The sequence below is a fragment of the Ectothiorhodospiraceae bacterium 2226 genome (assembly GCA_013348725.1).
Taxonomy (GTDB): domain Bacteria; phylum Pseudomonadota; class Gammaproteobacteria.
Genome location: CP054689.1, coordinates 1,291,709 through 1,313,802 on the forward strand (window position 1 = coordinate 1,291,709; position 22,094 = coordinate 1,313,802).

The 22,094-nt window shown below is 68.6% G+C and carries 27 protein-coding genes; 12 read left to right on the top strand and 15 right to left on the bottom strand.

Annotated features, from left to right (window positions below; genetic code table 11):
- The first annotated feature begins 68 nt into the window (after nucleotides 1-68).
- Nucleotides 69-698, top strand: a complete 630-nt coding sequence (locus tag HUS23_06225) for a hypothetical protein (GenBank protein ID QKT03429.1) — start codon at nucleotides 69-71, stop codon at nucleotides 696-698.
- Here HUS23_06225 and HUS23_06230 read toward each other — a convergent pair.
- From HUS23_06230 to trxA, 5 genes are all read right to left on the bottom strand, one after another.
- Nucleotides 695-1,969, bottom strand: coding sequence for a malate dehydrogenase (locus HUS23_06230; protein QKT03430.1), 1,275 nt, complete (start codon nucleotides 1,967-1,969; stop codon nucleotides 695-697). The genes HUS23_06225 and HUS23_06230 overlap by 4 nt on opposite strands.
- A 63-nt stretch (nucleotides 1,970-2,032) precedes the next feature.
- On the bottom strand, nucleotides 2,033-2,236 hold the full coding sequence (gene rpmE, locus HUS23_06235; GenBank protein QKT03431.1) for a 50S ribosomal protein L31: 204 nt from the start codon (nucleotides 2,234-2,236) through the stop codon (nucleotides 2,033-2,035).
- A gap of 151 nt (nucleotides 2,237-2,387) precedes the next feature.
- Complete coding sequence (locus HUS23_06240; protein QKT03432.1) at nucleotides 2,388-2,747, bottom strand: DUF3135 domain-containing protein; 360 nt, start codon at nucleotides 2,745-2,747, stop codon at nucleotides 2,388-2,390.
- An 87-nt stretch (nucleotides 2,748-2,834) separates the two neighbouring features.
- Entirely contained in the window at nucleotides 2,835-4,091 is a 1,257-nt protein-coding gene (gene rho, locus HUS23_06245) for a transcription termination factor Rho (GenBank protein QKT03433.1), read from the bottom strand.
- Nucleotides 4,092-4,282: 191 nt separating this feature from the next.
- Complete coding sequence (trxA, locus tag HUS23_06250; protein ID QKT03434.1) at nucleotides 4,283-4,609, bottom strand: thioredoxin TrxA; 327 nt, start codon at nucleotides 4,607-4,609, stop codon at nucleotides 4,283-4,285.
- Between the two features lie 129 nt (nucleotides 4,610-4,738).
- On the opposite strand from trxA, the gene rhlB reads away from it, so the two are divergent.
- Complete coding sequence (gene rhlB, locus HUS23_06255) at nucleotides 4,739-6,067, top strand: ATP-dependent RNA helicase RhlB (protein QKT03435.1); 1,329 nt, start codon at nucleotides 4,739-4,741, stop codon at nucleotides 6,065-6,067.
- A 14-nt stretch (nucleotides 6,068-6,081) separates the two neighbouring features.
- Complete coding sequence (locus HUS23_06260) at nucleotides 6,082-6,498, top strand: YkgJ family cysteine cluster protein (GenBank protein QKT03436.1); 417 nt, start codon at nucleotides 6,082-6,084, stop codon at nucleotides 6,496-6,498.
- On the opposite strand, the gene yrfG is transcribed toward HUS23_06260, so the two are convergent.
- The gene (gene yrfG, locus HUS23_06265) at nucleotides 6,461-7,156 is read right to left on the bottom strand and encodes a GMP/IMP nucleotidase (GenBank protein QKT03437.1); all 696 of its coding nucleotides are present in this window, start codon (nucleotides 7,154-7,156) and stop codon (nucleotides 6,461-6,463) included. The genes HUS23_06260 and yrfG overlap by 38 nt on opposite strands.
- Before the next feature lie 202 nt (nucleotides 7,157-7,358).
- Between yrfG and nudE the strand changes: the two genes are divergently transcribed.
- Together nudE and cysQ are read left to right on the top strand one after the other, a co-directional pair.
- Nucleotides 7,359-7,907 carry an ADP compounds hydrolase NudE gene (gene nudE, locus HUS23_06270; GenBank protein QKT03438.1) on the top strand — a complete coding sequence of 183 codons (549 nt, stop codon included), beginning with the start codon at nucleotides 7,359-7,361 and terminating at the stop codon, nucleotides 7,905-7,907.
- 7 nt (nucleotides 7,908-7,914) lie between these two features.
- Complete coding sequence (cysQ, locus tag HUS23_06275; GenBank protein ID QKT04996.1) at nucleotides 7,915-8,754, top strand: 3'(2'),5'-bisphosphate nucleotidase CysQ; 840 nt, start codon at nucleotides 7,915-7,917, stop codon at nucleotides 8,752-8,754.
- A gap of 32 nt (nucleotides 8,755-8,786) precedes the next feature.
- Here cysQ and HUS23_06280 read toward each other — a convergent pair whose 3' ends face one another.
- From HUS23_06280 to minC, 4 genes are all read right to left on the bottom strand, one after another.
- Entirely contained in the window at nucleotides 8,787-9,011 is a 225-nt protein-coding gene (locus tag HUS23_06280; GenBank protein QKT03439.1) for a hypothetical protein, read from the bottom strand.
- Between the two features lies 1 nt (nucleotide 9,012).
- Nucleotides 9,013-9,282: a cell division topological specificity factor MinE gene (gene minE, locus HUS23_06285; protein QKT03440.1), complete on the bottom strand. Its 270-nt coding sequence runs from the start codon at nucleotides 9,280-9,282 to the stop codon at nucleotides 9,013-9,015.
- Between the two features lie 3 nt (nucleotides 9,283-9,285).
- Nucleotides 9,286-10,101, bottom strand: a complete 816-nt coding sequence (minD, locus tag HUS23_06290; GenBank protein QKT03441.1) for a septum site-determining protein MinD — start codon at nucleotides 10,099-10,101, stop codon at nucleotides 9,286-9,288.
- Nucleotides 10,102-10,299: 198 nt separating this feature from the next.
- The gene (gene minC, locus HUS23_06295; GenBank protein ID QKT03442.1) at nucleotides 10,300-11,007 is read right to left on the bottom strand and encodes a septum site-determining protein MinC; all 708 of its coding nucleotides are present in this window, start codon (nucleotides 11,005-11,007) and stop codon (nucleotides 10,300-10,302) included.
- A 174-nt stretch (nucleotides 11,008-11,181) separates the two neighbouring features.
- Between minC and HUS23_06300 the strand changes: the two genes are divergently transcribed.
- From HUS23_06300 to mtnC, 3 genes are read left to right on the top strand one after another with little or no spacing between them, the layout of a single operon-like run.
- Nucleotides 11,182-11,808, top strand: coding sequence for a methylthioribulose 1-phosphate dehydratase (locus HUS23_06300; protein ID QKT03443.1), 627 nt, complete (start codon nucleotides 11,182-11,184; stop codon nucleotides 11,806-11,808).
- Nucleotides 11,805-12,383, top strand: coding sequence for a cupin (locus tag HUS23_06305; GenBank protein QKT03444.1), 579 nt, complete (start codon nucleotides 11,805-11,807; stop codon nucleotides 12,381-12,383). The genes HUS23_06300 and HUS23_06305 overlap by 4 nt, the downstream gene beginning before the upstream one ends.
- Nucleotides 12,380-13,063 carry an acireductone synthase gene (mtnC, locus tag HUS23_06310; protein QKT03445.1) on the top strand — a complete coding sequence of 228 codons (684 nt, stop codon included), beginning with the start codon at nucleotides 12,380-12,382 and terminating at the stop codon, nucleotides 13,061-13,063. Before HUS23_06305 ends, mtnC begins: the two co-directional genes overlap by 4 nt.
- 48 nt (nucleotides 13,064-13,111) lie before the next feature.
- Here the strand turns inward: mtnC and HUS23_06315 are convergent, their stop codons facing one another.
- Both HUS23_06315 and HUS23_06320 read right to left on the bottom strand, forming a co-directional pair.
- Complete coding sequence (locus tag HUS23_06315; GenBank protein QKT03446.1) at nucleotides 13,112-13,843, bottom strand: BON domain-containing protein; 732 nt, start codon at nucleotides 13,841-13,843, stop codon at nucleotides 13,112-13,114.
- Complete coding sequence (locus tag HUS23_06320; protein QKT03447.1) at nucleotides 13,840-14,343, bottom strand: YbaK/EbsC family protein; 504 nt, start codon at nucleotides 14,341-14,343, stop codon at nucleotides 13,840-13,842. Before HUS23_06320 ends, HUS23_06315 begins: the two co-directional genes overlap by 4 nt.
- 126 nt (nucleotides 14,344-14,469) lie before the next feature.
- Here HUS23_06320 and HUS23_06325 point away from each other — a divergent pair, with 126 nt between their 5' ends.
- The gene (locus HUS23_06325; GenBank protein ID QKT03448.1) at nucleotides 14,470-15,414 is read left to right on the top strand and encodes an MBL fold metallo-hydrolase; all 945 of its coding nucleotides are present in this window, start codon (nucleotides 14,470-14,472) and stop codon (nucleotides 15,412-15,414) included.
- A 202-nt stretch (nucleotides 15,415-15,616) separates the two neighbouring features.
- On the opposite strand, the gene HUS23_06330 is transcribed toward HUS23_06325, so the two are convergent.
- A complete protein-coding gene (locus tag HUS23_06330; GenBank protein QKT03449.1) occupies nucleotides 15,617-17,272 on the bottom strand; it encodes an ExeM/NucH family extracellular endonuclease in 1,656 nt (551 codons plus the stop codon).
- 25 nt (nucleotides 17,273-17,297) lie between these two features.
- On the bottom strand, nucleotides 17,298-17,816 hold the full coding sequence (gene moaB, locus HUS23_06335; protein ID QKT03450.1) for a molybdenum cofactor biosynthesis protein B: 519 nt from the start codon (nucleotides 17,814-17,816) through the stop codon (nucleotides 17,298-17,300).
- A 309-nt stretch (nucleotides 17,817-18,125) separates the two neighbouring features.
- Here moaB and HUS23_06340 point away from each other — a divergent pair, with 309 nt between their 5' ends.
- Both HUS23_06340 and HUS23_06345 read left to right on the top strand, forming a co-directional pair.
- Nucleotides 18,126-19,592, top strand: coding sequence for an AAA family ATPase (locus HUS23_06340; GenBank protein QKT03451.1), 1,467 nt, complete (start codon nucleotides 18,126-18,128; stop codon nucleotides 19,590-19,592).
- A 22-nt stretch (nucleotides 19,593-19,614) separates the two neighbouring features.
- Complete coding sequence (locus tag HUS23_06345; protein ID QKT04997.1) at nucleotides 19,615-20,004, top strand: response regulator; 390 nt, start codon at nucleotides 19,615-19,617, stop codon at nucleotides 20,002-20,004.
- A gap of 48 nt (nucleotides 20,005-20,052) precedes the next feature.
- Here HUS23_06345 and HUS23_06350 read toward each other — a convergent pair whose 3' ends face one another.
- Nucleotides 20,053-20,577: a helix-turn-helix domain-containing protein gene (locus HUS23_06350; GenBank protein QKT03452.1), complete on the bottom strand. Its 525-nt coding sequence runs from the start codon at nucleotides 20,575-20,577 to the stop codon at nucleotides 20,053-20,055.
- 399 nt (nucleotides 20,578-20,976) lie between these two features.
- On the opposite strand from HUS23_06350, the gene HUS23_06355 reads away from it, so the two are divergent.
- Nucleotides 20,977-21,924, top strand: coding sequence for a HAMP domain-containing histidine kinase (locus tag HUS23_06355; protein ID QKT03453.1), 948 nt, complete (start codon nucleotides 20,977-20,979; stop codon nucleotides 21,922-21,924).
- Nucleotides 21,925-22,094 lie beyond the last annotated feature (170 nt).

A 22,094-nucleotide genomic window follows, 5' to 3' on the forward strand; every position in this document is an offset into this window, starting at 1 on the left:
CGCGAAGGCGAAGCCGTGGCCGCCCCACACCTCCCGGGCTTCCGGGCCGACGCATGAGGAAGGACGCCATGCCCCAGAACCAGGGAACCAAGGACCGCCAGATGCGCCACCGCATCGCCCAGGAGGCGGCGCGCCTGATCGCCGAGACCGGCCTCACCGATTACTACGCCGCCAAGCGTAAGGCCGCCACGCTGCTCGGTGCGCCCGACACCCGCAATATGCCGCGCAACGTGGAGGTCGAAGAGGCCCTGCATACTCACCTGCGCCTGTTCCGCCGCACCAGCCACCTAGATGCACTGCGCGACTTGCGCGCGGCCGCGTTGCGGGCCATGCGCCTCACCGAGCGCTTCGAGCCGCGCCTGGTCGGGCCCGTGCTCGCGGGCACCGCCGACATCCACTCCCCTGTCCACCTGCACCTTTTCGCCGATACCACGGAAGAGGTCAGCCTGTTCCTGATGGAGCGCAATATTCCGTTCGAACTGGACGAGCGGCGCGTGCGCCTGGATGCCGAGCGGACTGAGAACTTCCCCGTGTTCCGCTTCATGGCGGGCGAGGCGGTGCTGGAATTGACGGTGTTCCCGCGGCGCGGCCTGCGCCAAGCACCCCTGAGTCCGGTCGACGGTCGCCCCATGCAACGGGCCGGCGCCACCGCGGTGGAGGCCCTGTTGGCCGCAGACGGCGAGGCCGGCGCGCTCTAGTCGTCGGCGCGGGCGTATTCTGCGGGCAGGGGCACGCGGGACATCCCCGCCGCCACTGCCGCCCGCGCCACGGCGCCGGCTACTGTCGTACGCAGTCGCGGATCGAAGGGCTTGGGGATGATGTACTCGGGACCGAAGGCGAGCGCCTCCAGCCCATAGGCCGCCAACACCTCGCCGGGTACCGGCTCGCGCGCCAAGTCGCGCAGCGCGTGCACCGCAGCGAGCTGCATCCCGGTGTCGATCCCACGGGCCCGCACGTCGAGCGCGCCGCGGAAGATGAACGGGAAGCCGAGCACGTTGTTCACCTGGTTGGGGAAATCGCTGCGGCCGGTCGCCATCACCAGGTCATCGCGTGCCGCGTGGGCGCGCTCGGGGTGGATCTCGGGGTCGGGATTGGACAGCGCGAAGACCACCGGCCGCGGCGCCATGGCCCGCAACGCGGCCTCGTCGACGAGATCGGGACCCGACACGCCGATGAAGACGTCGGCATCGCGCATCGCGTCGAGCAGCGAGCGCTCCTCGGTCGCCACCGCAAACTCCGCCTTGTAGGGATTGAGATCCTCGCGGCCGCTGTGGATCACCCCGCGGCGGTCGACCAGACGCAAACGCTCGCGCTGCGCGCCCAAGGCAACGAGCAGGCGCATGGAGGCGATACCCGCCGCGCCCGCACCCAGGCACACCACCTTGGCATCCGCGAGCCGCTTGCCCTGCAGCTCGAGCGCGTTCAGCAGGCCCGCGGCGATGATGATGGCGGTGCCGTGCTGGTCGTCATGAAACACGGGGATATCGAGTTGCTCGGCGAGCGCCCGCTCGATTTCAAAGCAGTGCGGCGCGGCGATGTCCTCGAGATTGATGCCGCCGAAGGTGGGTGCGATGCGGCGCACGGTGTCGATGAACGCCGCGGGCGATTCGGCCTCGACCTCGATGTCGAACACGTCGATATCGGCGAAGCGCTTGAACAGGACGCCCTTGCCTTCCATCACGGGCTTGCCCGCCAACGGCCCCACATTACCGAGTCCGAGCACCGCCGTGCCGTCGGTGATCACCGCGACCAGGTTGCCCTTGCCGGTATAGCGGTAGGCGGCCGCCGGGTCCGCGGCGATGGCGCGCACCGGGGCGGCCACGCCCGGCGTGTAGGCGAGACTCAGGTCCTGCTGGGAGGTACACGGCTTGTGGACGGCGGTGGCAATCTTGCCGGGCCGCGGCTCGGCGTGATAGGCCAGGGCCGCCTGCGCCAAGGCATCGGCGGCCGGCGCTTGCGGGTCTGACATGGTGGAGCCCCGTGCTGGGAAGGGAGGCGGCGCGTCGCGCAGGACGCGCGACGCGGCCCGAGGTTACTTGCGGCCGTACTTCTGGCGGAACTTGTCCACGCGGCCCGCGGTGTCCACGATCTTCTGCTTGCCGGTATAGAACGGGTGGCATTCCGAGCAGACTTCCAGCGACAGGTCGCGACCGGCCGTGGAACGGGTCTTGAACGTGTTCCCGCAGCTGCAGGTAACCGTGATTTCGGTGTAGGACGGATGGATGTCCGCTTTCATCTGGAGACCTCGTCTGATAGCGCATGCCGCCACCCGATTGCTACTCGGGCACCGCACACAGAGAACGCGCAAGTATACGCGCCCTGATGGGCCGTCGGCAAGCGGGCGCGCGGGCGCCGGCATGGGCGTGTGCGCCGTGTGCGTCGGCGGATCAGGTGGGGTTTTGACGGGGCTTGCCGGGGCGCAGGGGGAGGACGGGCGCCGGCGGTCGCGGGGCGGGCCGGCGAGGCGCGCCGCCGCGCAAGGTTTCCACCAGCCCACCCGCGCCGGCCACGGCATCCCACATCAGCGCGTAGAGGCGGCTACAGGCAACCAAGGGGTTACGGGTGCGGCGGCGGGTCGCATCCACCCGCCACTGCAGACGCCGCAGCCGCAGCTGGCGGTGCGGCGGGGCGCGCCGGATATGCGCCTCGAGAACCTCGGCGCGCCGGCACTCGAACGCGGCCGGGTCACGCTGGGCCAAGCGCGCCCACTCGTCGAAGTCGGCCATCTGCCAGCGATCGGTCTGCATCACCCCTCCCGCGCATCGTGCTGCTCAAGCTATAGCACACGCGGGCGAGGGCCTCCACGCGGGACACACGGCCCGCGCGGGCCGGGCTCAGCGCTTCATCGAGTCGAAGAACTGCGCGTTGGTCTTGGTCGCCTTCATCTTGTCGAACAGGAACTCCATGGCGGCCAGTTCGTCCATGGAATGCAGCAGCTTGCGCAGAATCCACATCTTCTGCAGCTCTTCGGGGTTGGTGAGCAACTCTTCGCGACGGGTGCCGGAGCGGTTGATGTTGATGGCGGGATAGATCCGCTTCTCGGCAATGCGCCGATCCAGGTGGATCTCCATGTTGCCGGTACCCTTGAACTCCTCGAAGATCACGTCGTCCATGCGCGACCCGGTGTCGATGAGCGCGGTGGCGATGATGGTCAGCGAGCCGCCCTCCTCGATGTTGCGCGCGGCACCGAAGAAGCGCTTGGGGCGGTGCAGGGCGTTGGCGTCCACGCCGCCGGTGAGCACCTTGCCCGAGGACGGGATCACGGTGTTGTAGGCGCGCGCCAGACGCGTGATGGAGTCGAGCAGGATCACCACGTCGCGCTTGTGCTCGACCAGGCGCTTAGCCTTCTCGATCACCATCTCGGCCACCTGCACATGGCGGCTGGCCGGCTCGTCGAAGGTGCTGGAGACCACCTCGCCGCGCACCGAGCGCGCCATCTCGGTCACCTCTTCCGGGCGCTCGTCGATGAGCAGCACGATGAGATCGCACTCGGGGTGGCTGTGGGTGATGGACTGCGCGATGTTCTGCAACATCATCGTCTTACCCGCCTTCGGGGGGGAGACGAGCAGTCCGCGCTGACCTTTGCCGATGGGCGCAACCAGGTCGATGGTCCGCGCGGTGATGTCCTCGGTGCTGCCGTTACCCTGCTCCAGGGTCAGGCGCTCGTTGGCGAACAGCGGCGTGAGGTTCTCGAAGAGAACCTTGTTCTTGGCGTTCTCAGGTGGCTCGAAGTTGATCTCCGCGACCTTGAGCAGCGCGAAGTAGCGCTCCCCTTCCTTGGGCGGCCTGATCTTGCCGGACACCGTGTCGCCGGTACGCAGGTTGAAACGTCGGATCTGGCTGGGCGAGACGTAGATGTCGTCGGGGCCGGCCAGATAGGAGCTGTCTGCCGAGCGCAAGAACCCGAATCCGTCCTGCAGGATCTCCAGCACTCCGTCGCCGTATATATTCTCGCCGCTCTTGGCGTGTACCTTCAGGATGGAGAAGATGATGTCCTGCTTACGTGAGCGGGACATACCCTCGATACCCATGCCCTGCGCGAGCTGGATCAGTTCGGCCGCGGGCTTCTTTTTCAGTTCAGTCAGGTTCATCGTCGGATAGGGTCAACTATGGCATTCGGACGTGCCACCGGCGGGGCGTGCAGGTGGGGACACGTTTAGGAAATGAACGGGGGTGGCAGTGACGGCGCGACGGTGAGTGCTGTTGTTGCCGCAGCGTTGCTTCTCAAAGTAACACCAAACAGGCAAGGCGTCCAGCCGCTAGGGCCGGACGCCTCCATGAATCACAGATTACTGTCGATAAAGGCGGTCAATTGGGACTTGGAGACCGCACCGACCTTGGTGGCCTCGACATTACCGCCCTTGAACAGCATGAGCGTCGGGATGCCGCGAATCCCGTACTTGGGAGGCGTGGCCGGATTCTCGTCGATGTTCAGTTTCGCCACCTTGAGCCGTCCGGCGTAGTCCCGGGCGATCTCATCGAGCACCGGCGCGATCATCTTGCAGGGGCCGCACCAGTCCGCCCAGTAGTCCACCAGCACGGGGCCGTCGGCCTTGATGATCTGGTCCTCGAAAGTGTCATCGGTGACATGAACGATTTCGTCGCTCAATTGCTGTCTCCCCTTATTCGTTACCGGCCTTGTTATGCCGCAGCAGCGTGAACCTGATCACGCAGCTTTTCATTTGAGCTGAAGTATGACCGTATTTCAAGCATGCCGATTCTGATATGCTCAGTCGCTATGACCGATAAACATCTGAGTGACACCTTATTCGATAGCCTAGACCTTCCCTCCGAACTCCTGCAAGGCATTGAGGCCGCCGGCTTCAAGCACTGTACCCCGATCCAGGCCAAGGCCCTGCCCCTGGCGCTGGGGGGCAAGGACGTGGCGGGACAGGCACAAACCGGCACCGGCAAGTCGGCCGCCTTCCTGATCGCGTTGTTCAATCGCCTGATGCGCACGCCTCCCGACCCCAAGCGCCGCGCCAACCAGCCGCGCGCGCTGGTGCTCGCCCCGACGCGCGAGTTGGCCATCCAGATCCACTCGGATGCCGAGACGCTGGGTGCGCGCACCGGGCTCAGCCTGGGGCTGGTCTACGGCGGCACCGGCTATGAGTCGCAGCGCAACACGCTGCAGACGGGCGTCGACGTGCTGATCGGCACCCCCGGGCGCATCATCGACTACTTCAAGCAGCACGTGTTCGACCTGCGCGCCTGCGAGGCGATGGTGCTGGACGAGGCCGATCGCATGTTCGATCTCGGCTTCATCAAGGACGTGCGCTTCCTGCTGCGGCGCATGCCGCCGCCCGAACAGCGCCTGAACATGCTGTTCTCGGCCACCCTGTCGATGCGCGTGATGGAGCTGGCCTACGAGCACATGAACAACCCCGAACTGGTGGAGGTGGAGCCCGAGCGGGTGACCTCCGAGGGGGTGCGGGAACGGGTGTACTACCCCGCCAACCACGAGAAGATCCGCCTGCTGGTGGGGCTGATGCGCAAGCTCGCGCCCGCGCGCAGCATCGTGTTCATCAACACCAAGCGCGCGGCGGATATGGTCTGGTCGCACCTGGAGGGCAACGGCATCCACGCCGCCGTGCTGTCGGGCGACGTGCCGCAGACCAAGCGCCAGAGCCTGCTGGCGGGCTTCGCGCGCGGCGACCTGCCGGTGCTGGTGGCCACCGACGTGGCGGCGCGCGGACTGCACATCCCGGCGGTGTCCCACGTGTTCAACTTCGACCTGCCGCAGGACGCCGAGGATTACGTGCACCGCATCGGCCGCACTGCGCGCGCCGGCGCGAGCGGCGAGGCGATCAGCTTCGCTTGCGAGACCTACGCGTTTTCGCTGATGGACATCGAACAGTACATCGGCCACAAGATCCCGGTGGAAAGCATTGACGAGGACCTGCTGGCGGATCTCGCCCCGCCGGTGCGCCGGCCGCGGCGTGAGGCGCGTCCCCAGGATCGCGGGCGGGGCGGCGAGGCCAAAGGCAATCGCCGCGATGGGCGCCGTAGCGGCGGCCGGCGACGCACGGGCGGCGAGCCGCGCCCGGCGGACCCCACCCCGAACTGAGACGGCGTCCGCCGATGGCGCCCGCCGGACGTCGGCCGGTCATCCCGGTAGAGCCGGCCGACAAGTGCGGCCGCTGCGTGGGCTCGAAGTGCTGCACGTACATTACGCAGCGCATCCCCGGCCCGCGCTCCAAGCGCGACTTCGATCACCTACTCTGGCAGCTCTCCCACCACGGCGTGCAGGCCTACAAGGACAGCGACGGCTGGTACCTGCTGGTCAACACCCCCTGCCGGCACCTGCAGCCCGACGGGCGCTGCGGCATCTACCACAGCCGGCCGGCGATCTGCCGCGAGCACAGCAACGACTATTGCGAATACGACGCCCCCGCCGACGAAGGCTTCGAGTTGTTCTTTCCCGATTACGAGGCGCTGCTGCGCTACTGCCGCCGCCGCTTCAAGCGCTGGGATCAACGCCACCAGGACGGCCTGTGACCGGGCCCGTCGGCATGATGTCGGCGAAACTCTCAATGGCGCGGAACTCCGCCACATCGCGCACCGGCCCCCGACTGTCGGGCCGCAGCACCGCCAACAGGTGGGCGATGCCGTAGGCGCGCGCCGAGCGCAGCACGGGCAGGCTGTCGTCCACCAACAGCGTCTGCTCGGGATCGAAGCGGTGATCCCCGCGCAGCCCCTGCCAGAAGCGCCGGTCCTCCTTCGGGCGCCCGTAGTGGTGGGCGCTCACGACCACGTCGAAGTGGCCCTCCAGGCGGGTGCGTTCCATCTTCAGGGCGAGGCTCTTCGGGTGAGCGTTGGTGACCAGCAACACCCGCTTGCCCGCCGCGCGCAGCGCGTCGAGGAAATCCACCGTGTGGGGATGCACGGCGATCAGGTGCTCGATCTCCCGCTTCAGCAAGGCGATGTCGAGCTGCAGCTGCTCGCTCCAATAGTCGAGGCAGTACCAGTTCATCGTACCCTCCGCCGCGCGAAACACCGGGTACAGGTGCGCCTTGGCCTCCTCCACCGACATGCCGTGAAGCTGCGCATAGCGTGCGGGCACGAGCTCCCGCCAGAACTCGTTGTCGAAGTGCAGATCCAGCAGGGTACCGTCCATGTCGAGCAGGACGTTCTCGATCTCGCTCCAGGCGAGCATGTGACCTCCCAGGGCATGTGGGGCATCAGGCAGCGGCGCGTCCACCGCTCCTGTCAGTATCTTTGCTCCGGCGTGCACCCCGCAAGCCGAACTTTGAGCCGCAGCGGCGCGACGGTACACTGAGGCGCCGCCGGAGGCGCGCCTGCTGCCCCGGCCGCAGCGGGCGACATCGCCACCGATCATCTACGCTTAGGGTCGAAACATGGCCAAGATTCCGGTTATCCGCCGTTCCCGCACCGTCGCCCGCTCGCGCCTGTTCCACATCGAGGAACTGGATCTCGAGTTTTCCAACGGCGTGTCGGCCCGTTACGAGCGCCTCGCCGGCTCGGGGCGGGGGGCGGTGCTCATCGTGCCGATGCTCGATCCCGAGACGGTGCTGCTCATCCGCGAGTACGCCGCGGGGGTGCATCGCTACGAGCTTGCGCTGCCCAAGGGACGCGTCGAGCCCGGCGAAGAACTGTTGGCGGCGGCCAACCGCGAGATCATGGAGGAAGTGGGTTACGCGGCGCGGCGCCTGGAGGTGCTGCGCGCGGTGACGGCCGCCCCGGGTTATCTGAGCCACACCACGCACATCGTGCTGGCCCAGGAGCTCTACCCGCAGCGCGCGCAAGGCGACGAGCCGGAAGAGATCGAGGTGGTGCCGTGGCGCCTGTCCGAGCTGTCGGCACTGTTAGAACAAGAGGATTGCACTGAGGCCCGCAGCATCGCGGCCCTCTTTTTAGCCAGGGAGGCAATGGCGGGTGAACGCTGAACAGGGACTGGATTTGAACGGGCTGCTGCCCGAGGTGGTGGCGCTCGCGCGCGAGGCCGGGGAGCGCATCCTCGAGGTCTACGAGACCGACTTCGAAGTACAGATCAAGGGCGACGACAGCCCGCTGACCCACGCCGATCTCGCCGCCCACCGCACCATCGTCGGCGGCCTACGAGCCCTGACCCCCGAGCTGCCGGTGCTGTCCGAGGAGTCGGCCGCCATCCCGTTCGAAGAGCGGGCGCGCTGGCGCCGCTACTGGCTGGTGGACCCGCTGGACGGCACGCGCGAGTTCGTCAAGCGCAACGGCGAGTTCACGGTGAACATCGCCCTGATCGATAACCACGAGCCCGTGCTCGGCGTGGTCGGCGTACCGGTGAAAAACGTCGCGTACTACGCCCGTCGCGGCGGCGGCGCCTGGCGCGCCGACAGCGCAGGGGCGACGCAGGCAATTCACGCGCGCCCCCTGCCGGACGGCCCGCCGACGGTCGCCGGCAGCCGCTCGCACGCCGGCCGTTCGCTCAGCGCCTTCCTGGCCCGCCTCGGCACGCACGAGCTGGTGAGCATGGGCAGCGCGCTCAAGTCCTGCCTGGTGGCCGAAGGCAAGGCCGACGTCTACCCGCGCCTCGGGCCCACGTCGGAATGGGACACCGCGGCGGCCCAGGCCGTGGTCGAGGAGGCCGGCGGGCACGTGACCGACACCGCCATGCGCCCGCTGCGCTACAACACCAAGGAAAGCCTGCTGAACCCCCACTTCTTCGCCTACGGCGCGAATCAGGTCGACTGGTCGAAGTATCTGGAGGCGGAGCCCGCCGGGGCCCGCCCGCGCCCCATCGCGCACGGCTCGTGAACGCCGTGAGGCGCGCTGGCGCGCCTCACGGATCACCCCGCTGAGCGCGTGTCGTACACCGACATGATGGTCTCGAGCTCGCAGAGTACGCGGAGACGTTCGTCGTCCGTCAGCCCCTCGGTCTGCGGCACCGGCAAGCCAAGGCGCAGCGCGCCGATGGTGGCGCGCACCGCCTTGCAGCCGTTCTGACACAGGGCTTCCACGCAAGCGTTTACCCGGCGGTCGTTGACCGCCACCGCAATCGCGACGGCCCCCATGTCAGCGGGCGGCCACGCGTCCCTTGTCGGGCAGCGTGATGTTGAGCTCCAGTACACCCAGCTCAGCCTCCTGCTCGAGCGTTACCGACACACTGTCGTTGTCGACATCCACGTACTTGGCAATCACTTCCATCAAGTCCTTCTTGAGCAACGGCAGGTAGTCCGGCGCGTTGCGGTTGGCACGTTCGTGCGTGATGACGATCTGCAGGCGTTCCTTGGCGGTCTTGGCTGAACCGTTGCGGCGCCCACGCAGCAAATCGAGAAGACCCATGGCTCAGCTCCCGAACAGGCGCTGGAGGATACCCTTGCGGGCCTCTTCGAGGAAACGCTGCGGGCGCTCCTCGCCCAGGAAGCGGGCCACGATGTCGCTGTAGGCATCGCCGGCCTCGCTACGTTCCTGCAGCACGATGGGCACGCCGGCGTTCGAGGCCTGCAGCACGTCCTGCGACTCCGGCACCACCCCGAGCAGCGGGATGCCGAGGATCTCGCACACGTCTTCCACGCTCAACATCTCGCCGCTCGCCACCCGCCGCGGCGAGTAACGCGTAACGATCAGATGCTCGCGCACCGGCTCGCCAGCGTCCTCCGCACGGCGCGACTTGGCCGCGAGGATGCCGAGAATGCGGTCGGAGTCGCGCACCGAGGAGACCTCGGGATTGACTACCACCAACGCCTCGTCGGCGTAGTACATGGCCATCATGGCGCCGCCCTCGATGCCGGCGGGTGAGTCGCACACGATGTAGTCGAAACCTTGGTCCTCGGCGAGCGCCTTCAGGACGCGCCCCACCCCCTCGCGCGAGAGCGCGTCCTTGTCGCGCGTCTGCGAGGCGGGCAGCACGTACAGCTTGTCGCAGCGCTTGTCGCGGATCAGCGCCTGGTGCAGCGTCGCTTCTTCATTGATGACGTTGACGAAGTCGTACACCACGCGGCGCTCGCAGCCCATCACCAGATCCAGGTTGCGCAAGCCGACGTCGAAATCGATAACCGCCGTCTTGTGCCCCTGCAGCGCGAGACCCATGGCGAAGTTGGCGCTGGTGGTCGTCTTGCCCACGCCCCCCTTGCCGGATGTGACTACGATGATCTTTGCCAAGGCAGAACCTCCGGTTGTTCATTATGTGGCGGACCCACGTCCGCCGGACCCGCACGCGCGGGCGCCGCTCCTGCATGACCCTGAGCGATCCATCGATGCGCCAGAGTCCGGGGCATGCCGCCCCCTTTCCCTCCAACCGCGGCCTGCGCCACGGCCCCATACCTTGTTACGCGGTCGAGTCTACCCCGCGACGGGTCGTTACAAGGCCTCAATGACCAGTTGGCCCTGCACCAGGCGCACCTGTACCGACCGCGGCGGGCGTGTGCCCTCTTCGACCACCCGGTAGACCCCGGCGATTGACACCAACTCGCCCGCGAAATCCTGACAGAAGATGCGCGCGCTTTCATCCCCCTGGACGCCCGCCAACGCACGGCCGCGAAAGGTGCCGTAGACGTGGATGCTGCCGTCGGCGAGCAACTCGGCGCCGGTGTTGACCGGCCCGACCACCACCAGGTCGCCGCCGGGCGCATACACCTGCTGGCCCGAGCGCACCGGCTGCGTGACCAGTTTGGCCGGCGCATAGGCCGGTGGCGCGGGCGCGGCCTCGCGTGCCGCGCCCGCGCCGACCACGCCCAAGCCGAGCTCGCGCGCGGCAGCAGCCAGCGGCGCCGGCGCCCCGGCCAGCAGCGCGGCCGGGCGCAAGCCGTGGGTGCGCAGCCCCTGGAGCAGGGCGCGCAGGTTCAGGCGCTCCGGTGCCTCGACCTCGTTGAGGTCCAGCACCACGGCCGCGTTCTGGAAGAAATCCGCGCCTTTTGCCAGGTGGGTGCGCAAGGCGTCGTTCAGCGCGGTGAGCTCACTGCTGAAGATGCGCAGTACGCTGAAGGTGAAGCTGCGTCCCGTGAAGGCGAGCGCGGCCGACGTGCGGCGTGCGCCGACGCCCGGCTTGGCGGCTGAGCGAGTTCCCAATGGTTATTGTTCCGTTGGCAGGATGTGCGCGATTGTCGATTGTTGTGCGGCCGGGGGCCGCGAACGGGTTCCCATTAGACAGTAAAGGCCCCGGCCTTGCCAAGGCAGTACGCGGCGTGGACGCACGCCCCCCGGTTCCCTTAAAGTGTCGCGTTTTTAACCGGGGCGAGCGTCATGGGTCAGGCACAGGATAGACGAAGCGCCGCGCGCGCGCTGACCGAGGCCGGGCGGTTCTTCTTCGCCCGCGGATGGGTCCCCGCGACCAGCGGGAACTTCTCAGCGCGTCTGTCGGCCGATGAGGCCCTGCTCACCGTCTCGGGCCGCCACAAGGGCCATCTCGACCCGGAGGCGGACTTTCTGCGCGTGGACCTCGACGGTCGTAGCCTGGATGCGGATCGGCGCCCGTCCGCCGAGACCGAGTTGCACACCACCCTGTACCGGCGCGACGCCGGGATCGGTGCGGTGCTGCACACCCACTCGCCCCACGCCACGGTACTGTCCCAACTTACGCGGGGGGGCGACCTGGAACTGGCCGAGTACGAAGTGCTGAAGGCCTTTCCGGGGATCGCGACCCACAGCGCCAGCGTGCGCGTACCGGTGTTCGACAACGACCAGGACATCACGCGGCTGGCGGCCGCGGTCGCTGCGCGCATGGACGCGGCCGGACTCGGTGTCGGCTACCTGATCGCCGGGCATGGCTGCTATACCTGGGGGGAGACCGTGGCCGATGCGGTGCGCCATGTCGAGGCGTTGGAGTTCCTGTTCGAATGCGAGCTGCTGAAGCGAGGATTGGTGCGATGAGCGAACTGCGTATCTACCGCGAGGCGGGGGCCGACGGCGCGCCGGCGGGCGAGCCGCGCGTGGTGCAGGCGCGCGAGGACATCGCGCGCGAGCTGGCGGCAATCGGCGTGCTGTTCGAGGCCTGGGAGGCCGAGCGCGTGCTGCCGGACGATGCGACCCAGGACGAGGTGATTGAGGCCTACCGCGGCCCGATCGAGCGCCTGATGCGCGACAACGGCTTCAAATCCGTCGACGTGGTGAGCATGTATCCCGACCACCCCGACCGGGAGGCGCTGCGCAAGAAGTTTCTCGACGAGCACACCCACAGCGACTACGAGGTGCGCTTCTTCGTCGACGGCAGCGGCCTGTTCTATCTGCACCCGCAGAACGAGGCCGGGCGCGGCAAGGTGTACACCGTGCTGTGCGAGCGCGGCGACTTGATCAGCGTGCCGGCCGGCACCCCGCACTGGTTCGACATGGGCGAGCGGCCGTTCTTCAAGGCCATCCGGCTGTTCTGCTCGCCCGAGGGCTGGGTGGCCGACTTCACGGGCAGCGACATCGCGCGCCGCTACCCCGCCTACGACGAGCTCGTATGATCCGCGCGATCGTCACCGACATCGAGGGCACGACGTCCTCGCTTTCGTTCGTCAAGGACGCGCTGTTCCCCTATGCGCGCGAACACCTGCCCGCGTTCGTGCGCGCGAACGCGCAGCGGCCCGATGTGCGCCGCGAGCTCAATCAGGTGCAGGCGGAAACCGGCGCCGTGGACGACGAGGCGGCCATCCAGACCTTGCTCCAGTGGATCGACGAGGACCGCAAGGCGACCCCGCTTAAGACGCTACAGGGCATGATTTGGGAGCGCGGCTTCGCGCAAGGTGACTTTCAGGGCCACATCTACGAGGACGCCGCACGGCGCCTGCGCGAGTGGCATGCCGCCGGGCTCAAGCTGTACGTGTACTCCTCCGGTTCCGTGCAGGCCCAGAAGCTGCTGTTCGCACACACCGCCTACGGCGACCTCACGCCGCTGTTCAGCGGTTATTTCGACACCACCATCGGCAACAAACGTGAAGCGGGCGCCTACCGGCGCATCCTGCAGACCATCGGCCTGCCCGGCGAGCAGGTGCTGTTCTTGTCCGACGTACCGGCCGAGTTGGATGCCGCGCGCGCGGCGCGCATGCGCACGCTGTGGCTGGTGCGCGACGAGGAGACCGACCTGGCGGCCGACCACACGGCGGTGCGCAACTTCCACGCCATCGACTTCAACGCGTTGCGCTAGGGACGTCTGATCCGCGACGGCGCAGAGCACGCATAGCGGACAACGCGCCTAGGACTGGACCTCGATGCGGTTGACCACGCGGTCCACGCCGAACACGAACCACGCGTCGCGTTCGGCGGCGTGGCGCTGACCCTCGGCCGCCACCAGCCCCTCCAGCACCACGGTGTGGTCATCCTCGGCGTGCGCGCGGATCTGGGTGGCATCCACCGACGGATCCTTGTCGAGCACCAGGCGCAGCGCGTCAGTCAGTTCGGCGCCGTTGTCGGCCTCGTCGGGGACCACCTCCAGCCCGTTGACGACGTCCCTCACCCCACGCGCCCACCAGCACAGCACGCCCGCCAAGCGCTTGTGCGACAGGCTGTTGACCTGCCCGCTCAAGGTCACCACGCCCTCTTCCACGCGCACCACGATCTCGTCGTTCGACTCCGGCGGCGTGGCGCGCACCAAGGTACCGCGCCCGTTGCCGTCCAGCACGCGCAACCCGCTGACTTGTAACGCGCGATCCTGCTCCAGGTTGGCGAGCACCCGATCGCGTACCGCGCCGTCGCCGGGGCGTTCGAGCGGCTCGACGTGCAGGCGGTCGATGATCGCCGCGATGCCGGGCACGGCGGCGGCACACGCCAGCGCCAGCTTCTTGGCCGCCACGCTGCCGACTTCGCCCTCCAGCACCAGCGCATCGTGGTCCATGCGCGCCTTGATCGGATGATGGTGCAGGTCCACGTGCGGCTCGCGCTCGAGCGCAGCACGCACTTGGCGGATCAGAGCGTCGTCGGGCATCAATGCATCCTCTTGCCGCGGCTGTGGTTGGACTGCATGGGGTGGCTGTACTGGCCGGCGCGGGCGTCGCGCAGCAGGTCGAGGAAGGTCTCGGCCCGCATGCGCACCAGTGACTGGTGATCGCCACCCTCGAAGTAGATCTCCGGGTCTGTGCCGACGCTCTCGTCGATCAGCGTCTCCAATCCATAGGCCGGCCCGAGCGGCGGCACCGCGCCAGGATCACAATCGGGGAACAGCTGGTTGACCTCGGCGGCGGTGGCGAGTCCCACCGGACGGTCGAGTTCCTCGTGCAGCACGCCAAGCTCGACCTCGTGGGTGGCCGGCACGATCACCATGAGAAAGCGCTGATCGTCCTGCAACACCACCGCCTTGGCCACATCCTGGCCCGGCACGTGGGCCTCGCGCGCGGTGTGGGTACTGGCGAGGGTGCGCGGGTGCTCGACAATCTCGTAGTCGGCGCCGCTCTGGTCCAGGTAGCGCTTCACCGTCTCTGCTAGTGGCATGGGGATCCCTCCCGAGGTGCCGTGCAGCGCCAGAGCGGCGCCTGCCAGGGAAGTATAGCCAAGGGCACCACGACCCACGCCGGGCAGTGGTAGCATGACGGGAAACATCGAATCGGAGGTCCTGCCATGGTGCGTGCGCGAAGTGCCTTGATCCTGCTCCTGATCGCCGTGTCGCCGGCGGCGCTGGCCGAACGCATCCTGCCCGCGCCGGAGCAACTCAGCGAACGCGTCTGGGCGTGGATCGGCCCCTATGGCGGGCCGACGCAAGAGAACCGCGGGTTTCGCATGAACCTGCTGTACGTGGTGGGCGACGACGCCGTCGCGGTGCTGGACACCGGCTACACCGAGGCGATGGCGCAGGAGATGCTGGCCGCCATTCGCGCGCGAACCGACCGGCCGATCCGCTATGCGGTCAACACCAATTCCCAGGCGGCCCGCCATATGGGCAACGACGTGTTCCGAGACGCCGGCGCCGAGATCGTCGCGCACCGGGATGCGCTGCCGCGCCTCACCGGCGAGGCGCAGAACTTCGCCGGCGCCGTGGAGCGGACCCTCGGCTTGGCGGCCGACAGCGTGCAGCCGCCGGCACCGCCCACCGAGGTGGTGGACGGCCCCGCCAAGCTCGACCTCGGCGGCGTGACCCTGGAACTCCTGCCGGCCGGCCACGCCCACACGCCGGGCAGCCTGGTGGTCAACATCGCCGAGCAAGGGCTGGTGTATGCCGGTGACGTGCTGTACGGCGAGCGGCTGCTGTCGATCCTCCCCGGCGTCAGCGACGTGGCCGGCTGGATCGCCGCCTACGAGGGCCTGCGGGCGCATACGGGCGCGAGCTTCGTGCCGGGACACGGCAAGCCCGGTCCACTGGAGAAGTTCGAACACCCCGTGCACGGCTACCTCACCGCGCTGCGCGAGCACATGGACGCGCAGGTCGACATGGGCGTCGACATGCAGAGCGCGATCGAAAGCTTCGACGCCTCCCCCTGGGCGCCGCTCGAGAACTTCGAGGATCTCCACGCGCGCAACGCCCACGCCGCCTACGTGCAGAGCGAGGAGGCCGCGTTCGGCAATTGAGGGTCAAGCGTGTTGCAGCCTGACGTCGGCGCCGGCGCGCCCGGCCGATGAGGCCTTTGAGGCCGCGAGATGGCGGGACTCGATTCGGCACAGCGCGCACGCCACGCACCAATCGATCTCCACGACCGCGGCTCGAGGTGTACGAGACGCCGGTGTCCTGCACCGCGCGGCACCACCGCCGCAGGGCCTCCACGGAAGCCGTTCAGTCGAAGCCGACCAACACCGGGTCGTGGTCCGAACTGCGGTAGGGGTCAGGCGCGTACCAGTCGCGGCGCCCGTCGAACGCCAGGTGCGGCGGCTCATCCGCGTTGATGTGCCAGATCGCCACGCCGCGGACCCGCTCGGCCATGCCGGCGCTCGCCAGAACGTGGTCGAGATAGCCGGCCTCGCCCCGGAATACGTAGGTGTAGCGCCGCTCGGGCGGCAGCCGCGCGGCCACCAAGTCCACCAACCCGGCCTCGTCCAATACCCGCAGCGGGTCCTCCGCGCCGTAGGCGTTCAGGTCGCCCAGCACCAGCACGTCCTCCACCGCGGCCTCGTGTGCGGCGCGCCGCACGAAGCCCGCCAGCGCCTCGCCCTGCGCCGTGCGCCGCTGGTTCCAACAGCCCTGCCCGCGATCGATGTCGCCGCGCGCGGGACAGCCGGTCTTGGACTTGAAGTGGACCGCCACGGCCAGGAACGGCGCGCCGCCGGCGCGCGCGCGGAACACGGCCGCCACCGGCGGACGCTCATGGATGGGGTCGGTGTCGACGCGCGGTGCGCCCACCACCTCCAGTCGGTCGGCGCGGTACACCAGCGCGACCTGAATGGCATCGGTACCGAGCGGCTGGGGCACCGGCACCGCGCGCCAATGCGCTTCTTCCGCGCCACGGTTCAACTGGCGGACCAGGTCGGTCAGGGCCTCGGCGCGGTTTTCGACCTCCACCAGCGCCAGCAGGTCGGCCTCCAGCCCGTGGGCCGCGGCCAACAGCTTGGCGCGTTGACGCTCGAGTTCCTGTGCATGACGCGCCCCGCGCTGCCCAAGGCTGAGGAAATAGTTCTCCACATTGAAGGCCGCCGCACGCACCCGCCCCGGCACCGGCGGCGGGGCCGCCGGACGCGGATTCGCGTCGTCGAAATGCACCGCGCGAATGGGGTGCACGCGGTATTCCTCGAAGGCGTGCGCGAGAATGCCGGTCAGACCTTCGATCACCGCGCCGCTGCGCCGGCTGCCGTAGGCGTCGAGGTAGGGAATCGGCTCGGGCTGCGCGCGGTAGCTGCCGTCGTCCAGCACGATGCGCCGCCGCGCGTTGGCCGCCGGGTCGCCGTCCGGCGCGTTGGTCGGCCGAAACAGGCGCCCGCCGGCCGCCAGATCCAGCGAGCCGTAACGTGCGAGCAGATAGTTGCCGGTGACGGTGAGGGGCTGATCGAAGCGCACCTTGACGTCCACCAGTCGCGCCAGGCGATCGGCATCGGCGGGCAACTCGAGCGGCACGGGGTCCGGCAGCCCGGGACGGCCGCACACCTCCACGCGCGCCGGCGCGCTCAGCTGGAAGCGCCCGCGGTGCTCGGCGGTCTCGGCGGCCAGGCGCACGCGCACCCCCGGCTCGATCCCCCGGCGCTCGCGCGCGCCCAGGCGGGGGGCGAACACGAACACGGCGGCCGGCTCCGGCGCGCCCGCCTGCTGAAGATAAAAGCCGCCCAGGGCCTCACGCCCGAGGAACACCCCCGTCACCACGCCTTCGACCGTCACGCGCTGGCCCGGCGCCTGCGTCTTGACCTCGGCCAGCGGCGCCGTCGCGAGGGGCGGACATTCGCGGGCGCCCGCCGCCCCGCCGGTCAGCGCGAGCAGCGCCAGCGCGAAGCCGAGGCCCCGCATGCGAAGCACCCTCAACACAGGCGGCTCAGCGTTCCAACAAGCGCGGCATCAACTCAACGAGGTTGCACGGGCGAGTGCGGTAGTCCAGCTGATGGGCCAGGATTTGGGTCCATGCCGTGCGACAGGCCCCGCTCGAGCCGGGCAGCGCGAACACATACGTGCCATTGGCCACGCCCGCCACCGCGCGCGACTGGATGGTCGAGGTGTTGATCTCCGCGAGCGAGACGTGGCGAAACACCTCGCCGAAGCCTTCGATGGTCTTGTCGAATAGCGGGACGAGCGCCTCCGGCGTGCCGTCGCGCCCCGTCAGGCCCGTGCCGCCGGTGGCGATCACCGCCTGAACGTCGGGGTCGGCGATCCAGCGGGACACCTCGGCGCGAATGCGGTACACATCGTCGGGCACGATGAGCTTCTCCGCCAAGCGGTGCCCTGCCTGCTGCACGGCCTCGGCGAGGTAGCGGCCGGAGGTGTCGTCCGCCTCGCTGCGCGTGTCCGATACCGTGAGCACGGCGACGCTTACGGGAATGAAGGCACGCTCGGTCATGGCAACACTCCTCTTCTGGGGGCCGCCATTGTACGTGCCTGATGCCGCCATCGCGACGCTGCCGCGGGCGGCGCTTTACTCCGCCGCTCCGCTCCCCTATCCTCCGGGTCTTGCGGGGGGTCGGGTAGCGGCCGCGGGAGCGGCGGCGCCTGGGGAACGCAGGGCCTCCACCACGACAACATCCTTCCACCGACGCCTGCCGGCCGGGCGCGCCATGCCCCCTTCGCGTCGGAAACCGGTCGGAGCGATCGGGCCGCCCGAACAGAGCGCTTCGCCCCCCGCTCCCCGGCATCAGAGACGAGGACGCGCATGGAGTCACACCAGCCGCCCGAACCCTTGGGCCGCAAGACTACCGGGATCCCCGGGTTGGACAAGCTCTTGGACGGCGGCATTGTCGCGGGGGCGGTCTATATCGTGCAGGGCCCGCCCGGTGCCGGGAAGACGATACTCGCCAACCAGTTTTGCTTTCACCGCGCGGCCGAGGGCGAGCGCTGCCTGTACCTGACGCTGCTGTCCGAGTCGCATGACCGGCTGCTGCGCCACATGGGACAGATGCAGTTTTTCGACGCCACCCGCATCCCCGAGATGATCTATTACGCCAGCGGCTTCGGCGCGCTGGAGCGCGAGGGGCTGGCCGGGGTGCTGCGTCTCGTCAGCCTGGAGCGGCGCCGGCGCGATGCGTCGGTGGTGGTCCTGGACGGACTGTTCGTCTTGGAAGAGCACGCCGGCTGCGAGCGCGACTTCCGCCGCTTCGTGCACGACTTGGCCACGCTGGCGCACCTCAGCAACTGCACGATACTGCTACTCACCAACAGCAAGCGCGGCGCCGGCAGTGCCGAGTACACGATGGTTGACGGCTGGCTGGAACTCGGCCGCGAGCAACTCGCCTACCGGGCGCTACGCTACGTGCAGGTACACAAGACCCGCGGCAGCGATTTCTTATCGGGACGGCATGTGCTCAAGATCAGCAACGGCGGGCTGGCGGTGTACCCGCGCCTCGAGAGCGAACTGCACCCGGTACGCACCCCGCCGCGCGATCAAGGCCAACGCCTGTCCAGCGGCATGGCGAAGCTCGACGAGATCCTCGGGGGCGGACTGCGGGCCGGCTCCACGACGCTGGTGGTGGGTCCCACGGGCATCGGCAAGACCTCGCTCGGGCTGAAGTTCCTCAGCCGGTGCACCCCCGAAGAACCCGGCGTCCTGTTCGGTTTCTACGAGGACGAATCCGATCTCATCGAGAAGGCGCGGGGTAACGGCCTCGACCTGCACGCGATGATGGCAAGCGGCGCCGTGACGGTCGTGGTCCACCCCGCGGTCGAGTACTTTCTGGACGAGCTCGGCCAGACCCTGCTTCAGGCCGTGCAAAGGAGCGGCGCGCAGCGTCTGTTCGTCGACGGCGTCGAGGCCTTCGAGCAAAGCGCCGAACACCCCGAACGTCTGGGGCGCTATCTGACCGCGATGGCCAACATCCTGCGGGCCGCCGGAGTCACCACGCTGTATACGATGGAGATTCCCAAACTCATCGGCGGCGAGGTTCACGTCGAGTTCGGACCCGTCTCGGCGGTGTCGCAGAACATCCTCGTACTGCGCTATGTCGAACTGAAGGGCTGCATGCGGCGCGCCCTGTCTATCATGAAGGCGCGCCAGGGCGCGTTTGACGCCACCATACGGGAACTGGTCTTCACGGAAGAGGGCCTCGATATCGGCGAACAGTTCGAAGGTGTGGACGACATCCTCGCGGGCCACGGGCACCCACGGCCCCCGGGTAGAGGCTGACATGGACGCCGCCAAAGCGCACATCCTCCTCGTGGAAGACGAGCCCGGGATCCGCACGTCCCTCTCGTTGCTGCTGGAGTTGGAGGGCTATCGCCTGAGCACCGCCGACAACGGGGACGCGGGGCTGGCCCACATGGACGCCGAGCGCCCCGACCTGGTGATCACGGACTATATGATGCCGGGCCTGGACGGTTTGGCGATGATCCGCGCGATGCGCGCCATCCCGGCTCTGGCGGACGTGCCCGTGCTCCTGATGAGTGGCGCACTACCCGCCGATTTGGATCCCCTGGAGGTGGCCGACGCATTCCTGCAGAAGCCCGCCCGCATCGACCGTCTGGTCCACACCATCCAACTACTGCTGCGCACCCACGGCAGTGAAGCCGACAGCAGACCACGCGGCGACGGCGTCTAACCGAATGTAATCGCCGGCGCCCGTGCGCTTGCGCGCCACGCGCCCGCGCTAGCGGGCGTGCACCAACCGGATGAGGCGCCCCAGCACGGCCGGCGCCAGCGCCGCCCCCTGAGGATCGCCGAAACCCGCCTCGTACAGCAGCACCACCAACTCGGCCTTCTTGTGCGGAGTAAGCGGCGTCTCGCGTACCGCCAGCGCCCGCTCCACCGCCTCCAACACCGCCGACAGCCGGTCCCCCTCCAGGGGCGCGGGCACATGGGCGGCCGCCGCGTCTTCCCGCACCGGACCCTCACCGCTCACCAGCCAGCGTATCGACACGCCGGCCGCCGCGGCAAGCGCCACCAAGGGTTCGACGGTGGGCTGCGACTGGCCGCCGATGTAGCGGTACAGCTGCGACTCCGAGATACCGCTTCGGCGCGCCAGCTCCTTCTTGCCCATCACATCCGCGACCATGGCGATCCGCTGAGGAAGCCCTTTTACACCCGCCGGGCCATAATTCTCCGACACATACTTGGCGGCGGCGTGCTCGCGCACGCCGGACGCCGACCCGCCGCAGCCCTTAGCCGATGCCATGTTCGCCCTCGCGCCTTTGATGGACCATTTATGCGAAATTTCTCGGCCTTGCCTGGCGTAAATATGCCACTTATGCGACAATCGCGCTCGCGTGCCACGGCGCGCTTACCCGTACAATTTGTGAGGATACCACGCGCCGCGAAGCCGCTGCCATACGACAGCGTAGTCCGTCCGTCTGCTCATCCGATGCCGCCTATCGACCCCCTCCACGCGCGTGCTCCCCGCTCCCGCATGCCATGCGGTGAGTGGCGCAGTTTCCTCGTGCCCAACCCTTCCGAACACGCGGCGTCATGAGGCGCGGCACCTTGATCGGCCTCCTCGACGGGGGACGCGCGCCGCACGCGCACCACCCCGCGGCTTCCCCCACCGCGCCGCTGCGGTGACCCGACGAGGCGGCTCATGCTCAGACAACACCCACATCTCGGCAGCGCGCTCGTCACCCGACACCTCCACATCGTGGCGGTTGACGCGGGCCCGACGCCCATTCCGGCGGCAACCAGTTCGCTGCGCGGGTTGCCGCCCGCCGTGCGGGACCCACTGGTGCACGTGGTGCAGACCGTGCTGGCCAGCCGGCATGCCATCGCGGACTTCTTGCTGAAGCCGGCGTCCACAGCGCCCTCGTGGTCATGCACGGCCCTGCCGATTAGCGAGCCCGGTCGCTACGAACCCAGCGCCGTGCAGCTGTTCTTCTCGCGCCGCGCCCCCAGCCCGGAGGCACCGATAGGGGCGGTCGCTCATGCCGCGCGCGACGCGCTCGCGCCGATCCGCAACGTCGCCCGCCTGCTGGCCGATGGATCGCGTTCCGCACAGGAGTTGCGCTGGAACTTGGCGCTGATCGAAACCCAGGTCGGCTATCTCGGGCAACTGATCGACGAAATGGAGTCGATCGCGCAACTGCGGGCGGGGCGGGTGCGCCTCGCGCGCGGCCTGATCAAGCTGGAGCGCGTCGTGCAGCAGGCGCTGGATGCCGTGGGCGCGAGCACCCGCCCCACGCTGCACCGCGCGACACCGGGGCCGCTGACCGTGTGGGCCGACGAGGCTCGGCTGCGCCAGGCGCTCGACACCCTGTTGCGCCTTGCGCTGGTGGAGAGCGATGGAGGCGAGGCGCGCGTCACGCTGAGCCTGACGCGCGGCGAAGCGGTGATCGATATCGGGGTGCCGGACGCGACGCCGGCCGGCCCGCTCGCGGCCCTGCTGTCGCCGGATACCGCGGAGGTGCGCCCACGTCCGGACGTGATCCTCGCCGCCCACCTGTTGTGGGCTCAGGGCGCCCGTATCGGGCCCGGCGGACGCGCCGCGTTGTTGCGCGTTACGTTGCCGTTGTCTGCTGCGCGTCCCTACGGCTAGCGCGGTCGATAAAGGGCGAACGCCGCGCGGGCTGGCAGGCGGATGACCCTGCCGGCAAAATGTGATGCAATCTCCAACAGTCGCGGCGGCGGCATGACGAAGCCGCCGCTAGCCTTTACAGTGCCTGCGCTCACCCAGGTCGTTGGGAACCCGCCGCCCCCACGCCGGTC